The organism is Kutzneria sp. NPDC052558 (genome assembly GCF_044547355.1).
In the GTDB taxonomy this organism is placed as follows: domain Bacteria; phylum Actinomycetota; class Actinomycetes; order Mycobacteriales; family Pseudonocardiaceae; genus Kutzneria.
Genome location: NZ_JBIUAG010000052.1, coordinates 43,945 through 56,254, shown reverse-complemented (window position 1 = coordinate 56,254; position 12,310 = coordinate 43,945). Strand labels below are relative to the sequence as shown.

Annotated in this window: 10 protein-coding genes; 3 read left to right on the top strand and 7 right to left on the bottom strand. The window is 70.6% G+C overall.

Annotated elements, in window-relative coordinates; translation table 11 throughout:
• Nucleotides 1-127: 127 nt before the first annotated feature.
• Nucleotides 128-1,312, bottom strand: coding sequence for an SGNH/GDSL hydrolase family protein (locus ACIG5F_RS46595; protein WP_396526733.1), 1,185 nt, complete (start codon nt 1,310-1,312; stop codon nt 128-130).
• A 646-nt stretch (nt 1,313-1,958) separates the two neighbouring features.
• Complete coding sequence (locus tag ACIG5F_RS46590) at nt 1,959-3,206, bottom strand: extracellular solute-binding protein (RefSeq protein WP_396526731.1); 1,248 nt, start codon at nt 3,204-3,206, stop codon at nt 1,959-1,961.
• Nucleotides 3,207-3,426: 220 nt separating this feature from the next.
• On the opposite strand from ACIG5F_RS46590, the gene ACIG5F_RS46585 reads away from it, so the two are divergent.
• Entirely contained in the window at nt 3,427-4,962 is a 1,536-nt protein-coding gene (locus ACIG5F_RS46585) for a protein kinase (protein WP_396526729.1), read from the top strand.
• A gap of 12 nt (nt 4,963-4,974) precedes the next feature.
• Here the strand turns inward: ACIG5F_RS46585 and ACIG5F_RS46580 are convergent, their stop codons facing one another.
• Complete coding sequence (locus ACIG5F_RS46580; RefSeq protein WP_396526728.1) at nt 4,975-5,463, bottom strand: glutathione peroxidase; 489 nt, start codon at nt 5,461-5,463, stop codon at nt 4,975-4,977.
• Nucleotides 5,464-5,489: 26 nt separating this feature from the next.
• Here ACIG5F_RS46580 and ACIG5F_RS46575 point away from each other — a divergent pair, with 26 nt between their 5' ends.
• The gene (locus ACIG5F_RS46575; RefSeq protein WP_396526726.1) at nt 5,490-6,908 is read left to right on the top strand and encodes an amidase; all 1,419 of its coding nucleotides are present in this window, start codon (nt 5,490-5,492) and stop codon (nt 6,906-6,908) included.
• Here the strand turns inward: ACIG5F_RS46575 and ACIG5F_RS46570 are convergent.
• From ACIG5F_RS46570 to ACIG5F_RS46555, 4 genes are all read right to left on the bottom strand, one after another.
• Complete coding sequence (locus ACIG5F_RS46570; protein WP_396526725.1) at nt 6,896-7,966, bottom strand: erythromycin esterase family protein; 1,071 nt, start codon at nt 7,964-7,966, stop codon at nt 6,896-6,898. The genes ACIG5F_RS46575 and ACIG5F_RS46570 overlap by 13 nt on opposite strands.
• 176 nt (nt 7,967-8,142) lie before the next feature.
• The gene (locus ACIG5F_RS46565; RefSeq protein ID WP_396526723.1) at nt 8,143-8,793 is read right to left on the bottom strand and encodes a DsbA family oxidoreductase; all 651 of its coding nucleotides are present in this window, start codon (nt 8,791-8,793) and stop codon (nt 8,143-8,145) included.
• Nucleotides 8,794-8,819: 26 nt separating this feature from the next.
• Nucleotides 8,820-9,425 carry a hypothetical protein gene (locus ACIG5F_RS46560; RefSeq protein ID WP_396526722.1) on the bottom strand — a complete coding sequence of 202 codons (606 nt, stop codon included), beginning with the start codon at nt 9,423-9,425 and terminating at the stop codon, nt 8,820-8,822.
• An 18-nt stretch (nt 9,426-9,443) separates the two neighbouring features.
• Nucleotides 9,444-10,634 (bottom strand): serine/threonine-protein kinase, encoded by a 1,191-nt coding sequence (locus ACIG5F_RS46555; protein ID WP_396526721.1) that lies wholly within the window; start codon nt 10,632-10,634, stop codon nt 9,444-9,446.
• Between the two features lie 106 nt (nt 10,635-10,740).
• Here ACIG5F_RS46555 and xylA point away from each other — a divergent pair, with 106 nt between their 5' ends.
• Complete coding sequence (xylA, locus tag ACIG5F_RS46550) at nt 10,741-11,898, top strand: xylose isomerase (protein ID WP_396526719.1); 1,158 nt, start codon at nt 10,741-10,743, stop codon at nt 11,896-11,898.
• Nucleotides 11,899-12,310: the final 412 nt, after the last annotated feature.

Here is a 12,310-nt window from a genome sequence, read left to right as displayed (position 1 = left end):
AAACCGGGTCAACTCGTCATTGAGCGACTCCACCTGACCAAGATCCACAGCACAAGATCAAACCACACTCCCTGACAAAGTGACAAAGTACTGTTCAACGTCAGGAAGGGCCCCTTCATGACATGGGTCAGCTGATCAGAGTCAGGTCGACGGCGTTGGCCATGGCTTGCATGCCGGTGGCGTTGGGGTGCAGGTGGTCGCCGGAGTCGTAGGCGGGCAGCAGGCTGTGGCGGTTGGCCGGGTCGGCCATGGCGTGGTCGAAGTCGACGACGCCGTCGAAGGCGCCGCTGGTGCGGATCCAGGTGTTGACGGCCTGGCGCATGGCCTCGCGGTCGGTGGGTTCGTTGTCGGGCATGACGGTGCCGCCGATGATCTTCACGCCGGCCTGGTGGGCCTGGGCGATGAGCTGCTGGTAGCCGGCGATCAGGTCCTGGGCGGTGAGCGGGCCGCCGGCGGTGTTGATGCCGGCGTGCAGATCGTTGATGCCCTCCAACAGGATCACGGTCTGGACCCCGGCTTGGCCGAGGGCGTCGTGGGCGAAGCGCTTGAGGGCGCTGACGCCCTGCCAGATGTTGGGCACGTCGGTGAGCACCCGGTTGCCGCCGAGACCGGCGTCGACGACGGAGCGAGAGCCGGCGAGGCGGTGGGCGAGGTCGTCAGGCCAGCGCTGGTTGGCCCCGACCGGGGTGTTGTAGCCGTCGGTGATGGAGTCGCCGAAGGCGACGACGGCGCCGCGGGCGGTGGCGGGGACGAGGTCGACACCGGACAGGTAGAACCAGGAAGTCCTCGCGGCCACGTAGTTTCCGTCGCCGTCGTCCCGGGTGTGGTCGCCGGGCAGGGAAAGGTAGCTGGTGTCGAAGGCGTCGAAGTGCCAGGTGGCGGAGCTGGTGGCCTTGGGCAGGAAGACGCTGACGAGCAGGTTCTGCCCGGCCGCCACCGACATCGGGACGGGATCGCTCACGGCCTCGCCGCCGGCGGCGATGGTCAGCGTCCGCGACCGGGCGAAGGTGACGGTGTGATGGCTGCCGGCCACGGCGGTGGCCATGGCGCCCTGCACGGCCACGTCGACCGCGCCGACGGCGAGCGGTGTGGTGCCGCGCAGATTGGACAGCGTGACCCGGGGCGAACTGCCGGCGATGCTGCTGTGCACCACCATCCGAAGGGTCTGGTTGCTGAAGTTGGGGCCACCGATGGTCATGCTCGGGCCCCACGTGGCCAGCCGGGCGGGGGAGTCCACGGCGGCGGCCGGAACCGCGGTTGTGGCCAGGGTTGTCGCGGCCGCCATGGCCACGAGCAGGGATCTTGTCGTCACAGGGCAGCTCCACTCGACACGTCGTTGTGGCGGGCGGTTCGACAGTACCGGACAGGACCCGGAAAACATCCGACCTAATCGTGACGTGCGCGGGGCGGATGCCTTGAGCTGGACGGCGGACGACTCTGTCTCGCCGTGGGGAGCACGCGCCAGGCGAGACTCGGATAACCCGCTCACCAGATGGGACTTCTGGCCGCGACGGGCGGCGCGGCGCTGGCTGCCGAGGATCGAGCAGGGGAGGCCGGGTCGGTTGACTGCGTGGACCCATTCATCGGGTCAATCGCCACTAGTCGGACGCGCCTCGGTGCAGGCCGTCGTCAACTTGCCTGCGTACGTCTACGCGCGGTGGGCGGAGCCCAACGGCCGCTCGACCGGGCCTGGATCGCCCACACCGAGGTGATGGCCGGTGGCCGGATCGCCCGGCGAATGGGCGAAACCCCGGCGGGGTGAAGGGACCATTCGCAACGCCCGATGGATGCAATGGTTCCGCCGCGTAAATGCCCGAAGAAACAATGGACAGTGATATTGATCATGACCCCAGGCAATCACCTGACCGCACTCCGTGAGAGATCTCGCGAGTCCCGCCCACAGTCACAGCGAACTGATGAAACGGATTCACCAAGTTCGGTGTGACGTTGAGCGGGGGTCAGCCGGGGGTGTTGAGCAGGTCGGTGATCTTGCGGTCGGCGGCGGTGGTGGCCTCGGCGACGGTGGCCTTGCCGGCGGCGATGGACTGGAGCATGTCCTGGATCACGTTGGCGTTGTCCACGGCCGACCAGCGGGTCGACAGGGGCGTGAACCAGCTCTTGCCGGCCGCCGCCAGCTCGACCGCGGTGACCCCGCTGACCAGGGCGGACAGGCCGGTGCTGTTGGGCACCAGGCCGCTCTGCCCGAGCAGCCCCTCGTACTGGGTGCCGGTGAGCAGCCGGATCCACTGCGCGGCCAGGTCGGCCTGCTGGCTGGCCTTGGGCACGACCAGGTTGGAGCCGCCCAGGAACACCGGCATCGGCCCGGTGGCGCCGGGCATGGGGAACACGCCGAGCTGCTCGCCCAGGGTCGGGTACTTCTTGGCCACGGCCCCGGCGGTGGTGCCCTGGTCGATGATCATCGCCGCCCGCCCGCTGCCCAGGGCGTCCACGTCGCTGGTCTCGTCCTTGTCGGCCGGCGCCCGGGAGACCTTCGCCACGAAGTCCGCCCAGGTGCGCAACCCGGCCTGCGACTTGGGCGACGACAAGGCGCCGGCCCACCTGCCGTTCTGCTGGGTGGCGACGGTTCCGCCGGCGTCGAGCACGAAGGGCAGGGCGGCGTACTGATAGCGACCGGGGAAGTAGAGGGCGGAGAAGTCCGTGGCCGGGTTGGCGGCGATCAGCTTGGCCGCGTCCGCCTCCAGCTGGGCCAACGTGCTGGGCGGTGCGCCAAGGCCGGCCTGTTGCCACAGATCCTTGCGGTAGATGACGACGCGGTCGCCGCCGTAGTACGGCACGCCGTAAAGGCGGCCTTCGTAGCTGCCGGCGTCGCGCAGGCCGGTCAGCCAGCTGTCGGAGTTCTCGAAGTCCTGCGTGGTCAGGTCGGTCAGCTTGCCGGTGCTGGCGTAGGCCAGCACGTCGCTGTTGCCCATCTCCAGCACGTCCGGCGGCGTGGCCGAGGCCATCCCGGCTTGCCACTTCGCGTCCCGCCCCGGCCACTCGAGCGTGGTCAGCCGCACCTGAACGTCGGGGTGCAGGGTGTGGAACTGCTGGTTGAGCTCGCGGATGACGTTGTCCGGCGCGCTCTCCTTCATCAGCCACACGGTCAGCGTCGTGGTCGGCCCCGGCTGGGCTCCCGGCGTCCCGCAGGCGGCAGCCAGCAGCAGGGCGGCCAGGACGGCCGGGCCGGAGGCGCGCGCGTGTCTCATATGATCATCCCCCCGCCGGGATCGGTGCCTGAGTAGACGACGACGGTGATGGCGGTTTCGCACCGTGTCAATGCCTCCATTCGCGCGGGGCTGGGTATTGTCTACGGCGGTCTGCCGTGGTGGCCCAACCGCGTGGCGCGCGTGGCTGGTTACATGGGCGGCGGGCAGCAGTCGCGACGCCGCAAGCGCTGGCGTGCGAAACCATGAACGAGGAGATGGCGTGACCGTCGATGGCCGGGTAGTCGCGGGCCGTTACCGCTTGGGCCGACGGATCGGCAGCGGCGCTATGGGCGTCGTGTGGCAGGCGCACGACGAGCTGCTGTACCGGACCGTCGCGGTGAAGCAGTTGTTGCTGCAGCCGGGACAGTCCGAGGCCGAGTCCGAGGAGGCCCGCCGCCGCGCGATGCGCGAGGGCCGGATCGCCGCGCGCCTTCAGCATCCCAACGCGGTGGCGGTGTTCGACGTCGTCGACGAGGGCGACGGCATGCCGTGGCTGGTGATGGAGTACGTGCCCTCGGTCAGCCTGTCGCAGCTGCTGGAGGAGCAGGGCACGCTCGCGCCACAGGAGGCGGCGCGCATCGGCATGCACGTGGCCTCGGCGCTGGCCGCCGCCCACGCGGCCGGCATCGTGCACCGGGATGTCAAGCCCGGCAACGTGTTGCTCGGCGAGGACGGCACCGTGAAGATCACCGACTTCGGCATCTCACGGGCCCAGGGCGACTCCACGGTGACCGCGACCGGCATGCTGGCCGGCACGCCGGCCTATCTCGCGCCGGAGATCGCCAAGGGCCACGACCCGACCCCGTCCTCGGACGTTTTCTCCCTGGGGGCAACGCTTTACGCCGCCGTCGAGGGCATCCCGCCGTTCGGCCTGTCCGACAACCCGTTGGCACTGCTGCACAAGGTCGCCTCCGGCCAGATCGATCCGCCGCGCCAGGCGGGACCGCTCACGCAGCCGCTGCTGTCGCTGCTGTCGCCGGAGCCGACCGAGCGGGTCAGCATGGTGCGCTGCCGGGACACCCTGGGCGCCGTCGCCTCCGGCCAGGCCGCGCCCCCGATGCCGATGCCCTCGCACATGCCGACGGTGGCCACCGCCGCGCACCGGCCGGCCCCGATGGCGACCCGGGTGGAGCCGCAGCGTCCCCACGGCGCGCCTATGCGGTCCACCTCGACCACCGCGATGCCGCCCGTCCGGCCGAACCCGCCGCAGCAGAAGGCGGCCGGCCCCAACCGCGGCGCGATGATCGGCATCGCCGCGGCGGTGGTCGTGGCGGTGATCATCGGCGTGATCCTCGTTACCAACCGCGGCAGCGGCAACACGCCCGACAGCTCCGGCGGCGCCGGCGCCACACCGGGCGCCGGCGGCACCAGCTCCACCAGCTCCACCGCGGCCGGCACGGTCATCAACCGGCCGCCGCTGTCGGTGGGCGGGGACCCCAGCCCGGAGGTGCAGCTCCAGACGGTCACCGACTTCTACGCGCAGCTGCCCGGCAACGCCAAGAACGCCACGGACGCCTACTTCAGCCCCGACTTCCAGAGCGGTCTCGACCAGTTCCTGTCGGAGATGAGCAAGGCCAAGACGGTGACGCTGACCGACGCGCAGCCCGGCGACTACTACATCCGCGCCAACGAGCACATCGTCGGCAAGGACGGCAGCAAGACGGTGCAGCCGGTCGGCGTCGGATTGCAGTGGAAGGGAACCCAGCTCTACATCAACAAGATCGACAAGATCGGCGCGGCCAAGCCGGAGAGCTGAGTCCGGTCCGGCTCAGGCCGGCAGCACGGATTCGACGGCCGCGACCAGCCCGGCGTCCTCGGGCTCGGTCCGCGGCCGGAACCGGCCGACCACCTTGCCGCCCGGCGCGACCAGGAACTTCTCGAAGTTCCACTGCACGTCGCCGGCCGCGCCCTCGGCGTCGGCGGTCTGGGTCAGCTCGGTGTAGAGCGGGTGCCGCTCGTCCCCGTTCACGTCGACCTTGGCCATCATCGGGAACGTCACGCCGTACGTGGTGGAGCAGAAGGTCTGGATCTCCTCGGCGGTGCCGGGCTCCTGGCCCATGAACTGGTTGCACGGAATGCCCACGACGGCGAAGCCGCGGTCCGCGTACTGCTCGTGCAGGCGCTCCAGGCCGGCGTACTGCGGGGTGAGGCCGCACTTGGACGCCACGTTCACCACGAGTAGCGCCTTGTCACCGAGCGCGCCGAGGGTGGTCGGCTCGCCGCCCAGTGTGGTCAGCTGAAGATCCAGGATGCTCATGGGGAAAGCCTAGACGGGAGCGCGGTGTGACCGAGTTGCACGAGCTGTCGGCGCTCGACCAGGCCGCCGCGGTGCGGTCGGGCGAGGTGGGCCCGGTCGAGCTGGTCGATCACCACCTGGCCCGGATCGAGGCCATGGACGGCCGTCTGCACGCGTTCGTGACGGTCGACCCCGACAACGCCCGGCAGCAGGCCAAGGGGGCCGAGCAGACCCTGTTGGACGGCGACCGGTCCGAGTTGCCGCCGCTGTTCGGCGTGCCGACGGCGATGAAGGACCTCACCATCACCCGGGACGCCCCGACGACGTTCGGGTCGCGGGCCCACCTGGGTTTCCGCTCGCCGCTGGACGCCGACGTGGTGAAGGCGCTGCGGGAGGCCGGGCTGATCAGCCTGGGCAAGACCACGACCTCCGAATTCGGCCTGACCGCCCACACGGAGACCGATTTCGGCCCGGAGACGCGGACGCCGTGGGACCTGGCCTACTCGGCCGGCGGCTCCAGCGGCGGGGCGGGGGCGGCGGTGGCCGCCGGGCTGGTGCCGATCGCGCAGGCCAGCGACGGCGGCGGCTCGATCCGGATCCCGGCCAGCGCCTGCGGTCTGGTGGGGCTGAAGCCGTCGTGGGGGCGCGTGTCCGACGGTCCGCTGCCGCCCGACTCCAGCCGGCTGTTCGTCCGCGGCGTGCTGACCCGGACCGTGCGGGACTCGGCGGCCGGGCTGGACGCCTTGGTGGCCGGCCGACCCGGCGGCCTGGTGCCGATCACCGGGCCGGCCGGGTCGTTCCTGGCGGCGGCCGACCGCGCGCCCGGACAGTTGCGGATCGGGCGGTTCACCGTGCCGGCGAACCGGGTCGAGGTGGATCCGGAGTGCGTGCGGGCCGTGGACGTGGCGACCGAGCTGCTGGTCGAGGCCGGGCATGTGGTGGAGGAGATCAAACCGCCGGCCGGCCCGGAGTTCGCGCAGCTGTTCACGCGGGTGACGACGCTGCTGGCCGCCGCCGCGCCGGTGTCGGGGGCCAAGGAGAAGTTGCTGCGGCCGGTCACGCGGATGCTGCGGGAGCGCGGGGCCGGATTCACCGGCGCGGAGGCGTTGTCGCTGCTGGCGGCGTTGCAGGGCACCGGACGGGCGATCATCGACCGGACCGCGGCGTACGACGTCGTGCTGTGCCCCACCCTGCCCCTGCTGCCGCGCCCGCTCGGCTGGTTCACCGACGGGGGCGACCCGGAGGAGGAGTTCGACCGCACGATGCAGTTCGTCGCCTTCACGCCGGTGCAGAACGTGACGGGTCAGCCGGCGGTGTCGCTCCCGGTGCACTGGTCGCCGGGCGGGCTACCGGTTGGCGTGATGCTGATCGGGCGGCCGGCGGACGAGGCGACGTTGATCTCCGTCAGCGCCCAGCTGGAGGAGGCCTGCGGGTGGACCGGGCGGTGGCCGTCTCACCAGTACTGATGGCGTTTCCCGTCGGTGTCGGCGATGAAGACGACGGCGTCGGCGCCGGTGAGGTCGTCGGGGGTGAGCGGCAGGTGACCGGGCAGGATCGGGTCGCCGGCTCGGGTTTCGCCGCGGAGTTCCTCGGTCCGGAACAGGGCGCGGCGGGTGGTCGCCGAGGCGAGAGTGTGCTGGAGCGTGCCCGGTTCGCTCTGCGGGTTGGCGTCGCTCGTGATCACGACGTACTGCGGGCCGAGGACGGCGGCCACGCGCGCGCCGGCGCTGGCGTTCGTGCGTTGCAGATGGTGGTTGTGGGCGAAGGCCAGGACGGGGCCGCGCTCGCGGGCGATGATCGCGAGCAGGTTGTCGGCCATCATCTCGGAGCGCACACGGCTGAGGTTTCCGATGCGGTCGGGGGCCTCGGTGGCCATCGCCGCGTGGTAGCGCAGCAGCCCCAGGGCGGTGCGGGCGAGGTCGTGGGCCTCCGGGTCCACGGAAGCCGCGTCGGCCAGGTCCTCGGCGATGACGCGGAGGGCGCGGGCCTGGTCGGAGTTGCCGATGGACTTGGTCGGGTCGTACATGGCGGCCGGATTCGACCAGTCGCCGTCGTCGCCGGCCAGCGCGGTGATCTCGGCCGCTGACCCCGCGTTCAGGTAGGTGTCGACGGCGATCAGGAACGACCGGGGGCTCGGCGCGGCGGCGAATTCCGTTGGGGCGTCGAAGCCGTGGAAGCGGATCCGGTCCTCGGGCGCCTGGTCGGCGTTGTGGGCGCGCAGCCATTCGAGGAGCTCGCGGTTGCCCGGGATGGTGCCGAAGCCGTGGCTGAAACCCTTGTCCAGCATGGAGTCGAGGTCGGCCAGGCCCCCGTTCACGTAGTCGTCGACCCTGGCGGCCGCGAAGAAATCGGTCTCCAGGGCGATCGCCCGCCATCGTCGCAGGGCCACGAGTTCGTTGCGGAGCAACAGAAACTCCTTGATGCCATGGGTCGGCTCGCCGAGGCCGAGCAGGGTCGGCGTCGCCGGCAGCAGTTCGTCGACAGCGGTGGCCAGGCTGGACGGGGTGTCGATCTCGAATGCCATGCCATTGAACACTATCGTTGAACCTACGAGTTGAAGGTTGGTCGGCAATGGCCTGGGCAATGCCCGGGAAAGGCTCTAACGCGTGGTGACGGTCCGGGCCTCGGGGCGGCGAGGCCAGGGACGGCCGGCGGGCGGGCGTTGCGGGTTGGGGCGGTTGGCGCTACGCATGGCGGGGCTCAACTTCGGGTGAGATCGGCGGACTGCCAGGCCTCGGTGAGGGCCTGGGTGAACAGCTCGGTCGGCTGCGCGCCGGAGACGCCGTAGCGCATGTCGATCACGAAGAAGGGGACGCCGTTCGCGCCGAGACGGGACGCGGTGGCGGCGTCCTCGGCGACATCGTCGGCGTAGGCGTCGGAGGCCAGCACGGCCCGGACCTCGTCGGCGGCCAGGCCCACCTCGGTCGCGATCTCGACCAGCGACTCGTGGGTGAAGACGGAGCGCTGCGCGGTGAAGTGCGCCTTGAACAGGGCCTCGACCATGGCGTCCTGGAGGCCGCGTTCGTGGGCCAGGTGCACGACGCGGTGCGCGTCGGTGGTGTTGCCGATCCGCAGCCCGGCCATGTGGTACTCCAGCCCCTCGCCGGCGGCGGTCGCCTCCATCCGGGCCTCCATCGCGGCGGCCTCGTCCACGCTCATGCCGTACTTGCCGGCGAGCATGTCGACGGTGAGCTCGGTCTGCCCGGCCGGAAAGGAGGGGTCGAGCTGGAAGGAGTGGTGCACGACCTCGATCTGGTCCCGGTGCTCGAATCCGGCCAGCGCCCGCTCGAAGCGCCGCCGCCCGATGTAGCACCACGGGCAGACGATGTCGGACCAGATGTCGACGCGCACCACAACTCCTCCACCTCGAAAGACTGTCAGTGGGGAGAGCGCAATCCGAGGGCGTTTTGTTCCAGCGCGGCCAGCTCGCGGATCACCTTGTGACGACCGTGACGCCAGTCCCCGGCGGGGTCGCGGCTGACCCGGGCCAGCGACCGCAGCGGCAGGCGGGTCAGCGCGCGCAGGGCCAGGAGGTCCTCCCCGCCGTCGAGACGGGCGAGGCGCTGGGCCGCGGCGGCGGCGCGGGCGTACCGGACGCGCAGCGGCAGCCAGATGGCCAACGCGAACAGCACCGGCCCGAGCACGAGGGCGACCGGCACCCACAGCGCCAGGCTCTCGGCGGTGTCGATCTCCCCGTTGCCGGCGTTGGCCAGGGTCGCCCCGGCCTGCACCCCGGCCCCGAGCGCGTTGGCGAGCTGCCCGCCGACCAGCGGCACCTTGCCGGCGCTGGCCGCCGCCGAGGTGAACACGTCGCGTAGCCCGCTGCCGGCGCTGACCAGCCGGTCGCCCGGGCCGCGTAACTGCTGCACCGTGTCGTGCACCTGGAAGCCGAGCCAGATCCAGCCGCCGACCCAGGCCAGCACGACCAGGTCGGCGATTATTTGACGCAGGAACCGTCCCGGCCGGTCCGCGTACCACTTCACCTGTGCCTCCCGGCAACATCAACTTGTGGGCAACACGGAAGTCTGGTCCGTGGTGGTGACAGTGGTGCTCGCGGGTGGCGCAGTGCTGGTTGTTGTCGTAGTTGTCGGCGGCGCGGTGGTTGTGGTGGTCGTGGTGACGGTGGTGGTCGTGGTGCTGGTGGGGGTCGAGGTCGGCTTCCGCGTGGTCGTCTTCACCTGCACGGGCGCGATGGGATCGGCGTCATGGCTGGTCGTCGCCGCGATCGGGGGAGCGGCCGGCGTCTGCGCCGGGACCACCGGCGGCGCGGGCCGGAGCACGAACAACAGGGCGCCGATCGCCGCCGCCAATCCGACCGCCCCCACCGCCATCGGCGCACGCCGCCGCCGTCGCGCCGCCACCGCCTGCACCAGTGGCGTCGGGGCCGTCACCGGCACGGTCGCCTGCACGACGGCCGCCCCCGACAGCGCCGCGTAGATCTCCTCCGCCGTCGGCCGTGCCGCCGGATCCTTGTCCAGCAACCGGATCAGCAGCGGCCCCAGCGGCCCGGCCCGCACCGGCGGCGGCAGCGGATCGGTCAGCACCGAGGTCATCGTGGCCAGCGCCTCGCCGCGGTCGAACGGCACCGCACCCTCGACGGCGGCGTACAAAGTGACGCCCAGCGACCAGAAATCCGACTCGGGCCCGGCGGCCAGCCCCTGGATACGCTCCGGCGCCATGAATCCCGGCGCGCCGACCAGAACCCCGCTGGAGGTGTCGCCCTCGGCGCTGGCGATGCCGAAGTCGGCGAGGAAGGCCCGGCCCTGGCCGTCGAGCAACACGTTGCCGGGCTTGACGTCCCGGTGCAGCACCCCGCTGGCGTGCGCGGCCAGCAACCCGGCCAACAGGTCCAGACCTATCTCGGCGACGCGCTGGGGTGGCAGCGCGCCGTCGACCGTGATGACCTCGGCCAAGGTTCGCGACTCGACGTGCTGCATGACGATCCACTGCCGATCGTCGTGCGCCACAACGTCGTAAACCGTGACGACGTTCGGATGCACCACGCGTGCCGCCGCCCGGGCCTCGTGCAGCACCCGTTCGCCCTGCCCGGTGACGTCCTTCACCGCCACGTCCCGGCCCAGCAGCAGGTCCCGAGCCAGCCACACGGTGCCCATTCCGCCCGTGCCCAGGGTTCTGACCAGGGCATATCGGCCGGCGACCGGCGGCTGGCCGCAGTGTTCGCCTGTAGTCACGCTGTCCAGGTACCCGCGTTCACCCCGGGGCAATCCGACGCCCATTGACTGCCCGAAGCGGCGATGCGTAAGTTCGGCCGACTAACTAAGCCAGATGGAGGTCGACGTGGATCCGACTCCTGCGGACAGATTCAGCTTCGGGCTGTGGACGGTGGGGTGGCGGGCCAACGATCCCTTCGGCGAGCCGACCCGGCCGGCGCTGGACCCCGTCGAGTCGGTGGAGCGGCTGGCCGAGCTGGGCGCGTGGGGCGTGTCCTTCCACGACGACGACCTGATCCCGTTCGGCTCCGACGACACCGTCCGCGAGGAGCGGGTGGCCCGCTTCCGCAAGGCGGTCGCGCAAGCCGGTCTGGTCGTGCCGATGGTGACCACGAACCTGTTCACCCATCCCGTGTTCAAGGACGGCGGCTTCACCAGCAACGACCGTTCGGTGCGGAGGTTCGCGCTGCGCAAGGTGTTGCGCAACGTTGACCTGGCGGCGGAGTTGGGCGCGTCGACGTATGTGCTGTGGGGCGGCCGCGAGGGCTCGGAGACCGACGCGGCCAAGGACGTCCGCGCGGCGCTGGACCGCTACCGCGAGGCGATGAACGTCCTGACGCAGTACGTGATCGACCAGGGCTATGGCATCCGGTTCGCCATCGAGCCCAAGCCGAACGAGCCCCGCGGCGACATCCTGCTGCCCACGATCGGCCACGCCCTGGGCTTCATCGCCACGCTGGAGCACGGCGACCTGGTCGGGGTGAACCCGGAGGTGGGCCACGAGCAGATGGCCGGGCTGAACTTCGTGCACGGCGTCTCGCAGGCCCTGTGGCAGGACAAGCTGTTCCACATCGACCTCAACGGCCAGCGCGGACCCCGCTACGACCAGGACCTGATCTTCGGCCACGGCGACCTGCTGTCGGCCTTCTTCCTGGTGGATCTGTTGGAGCAGGCCGGATACAGCGGTCCCCGGCACTTCGACTACAAGCCGTTGCGCACCGAGGACATCACCGGCGTGTGGGCCAGCGCCGCCGCCAACATGCGAACCTACCTACTGCTCAAGGAACGCGCCGCGGCCTACCGCGCCGACCCCGAGGTGCAGGAGGCGTTGCGGGAGGCCAAGGTGGACGAGATCCTGCTGCCGACGCTGTCGCGCCGGGAGACGGTGGCGCAGCTGCGGGCCGCCGACCCGGCCTTCGACCCCGACGCGGTCGGGGCCAGGGGATACGGGTTCGTCCGCCTGTCCCAGCTGGCATTGGATCACCTGACCGGCGCCCGGCAATGATGAGCGCTTTCTCACGATGATTTGACGTATCCGGCCCGTCAAGATCGTCACCAGGTCAAATGCCGGCGGAATTTCACCCGCCGGCATTTGATCGGGGAACCGTTCCGGGACGTTTACTGGTGATCCACTCAGAATTTCCGTTGTTGGAGCGCGACAACCCGGTCCGTGTGCGTGTGGGCCTCGGGGTGGGCTCGACGTGGGATCATTGACCAACAGTTAACTGTGAACCCGTCGGCGGCGATGCAATGGGGGTCGTCGCGAATCGCGTGGGACGTCCGCCGCCACCTCGGTCGATGCTCGTGCATTGAAGTCAGAAGGCCGTGATTTGAGGATCGTAAGGGCAGCCCTGCGGCCTCTTTCCCCATCCGATGGTGGCCTCCCTGTAAGCATTGGTCGCACCAGTCGGACCAGC

Bases quoted from the DNA above. Each gene is read 5' to 3' on its own strand.
- ACIG5F_RS46580 (WP_396526728.1), bottom strand. From the start codon at position 5,463: ATGAGCATCCTGGATCTTCAGCTGACCACACTGGGCGGCGAGCCGACC.
- ACIG5F_RS46570 (WP_396526725.1), bottom strand. From the start codon at position 7,966: ATGGCATTCGAGATCGACACCCCGTCCAGCCTGGCCACCGCTGTCGAC.
- ACIG5F_RS46590 (WP_396526731.1), bottom strand. From the start codon at position 3,206: ATGAGACACGCGCGCGCCTCCGGCCCGGCCGTCCTGGCCGCCCTGCTG.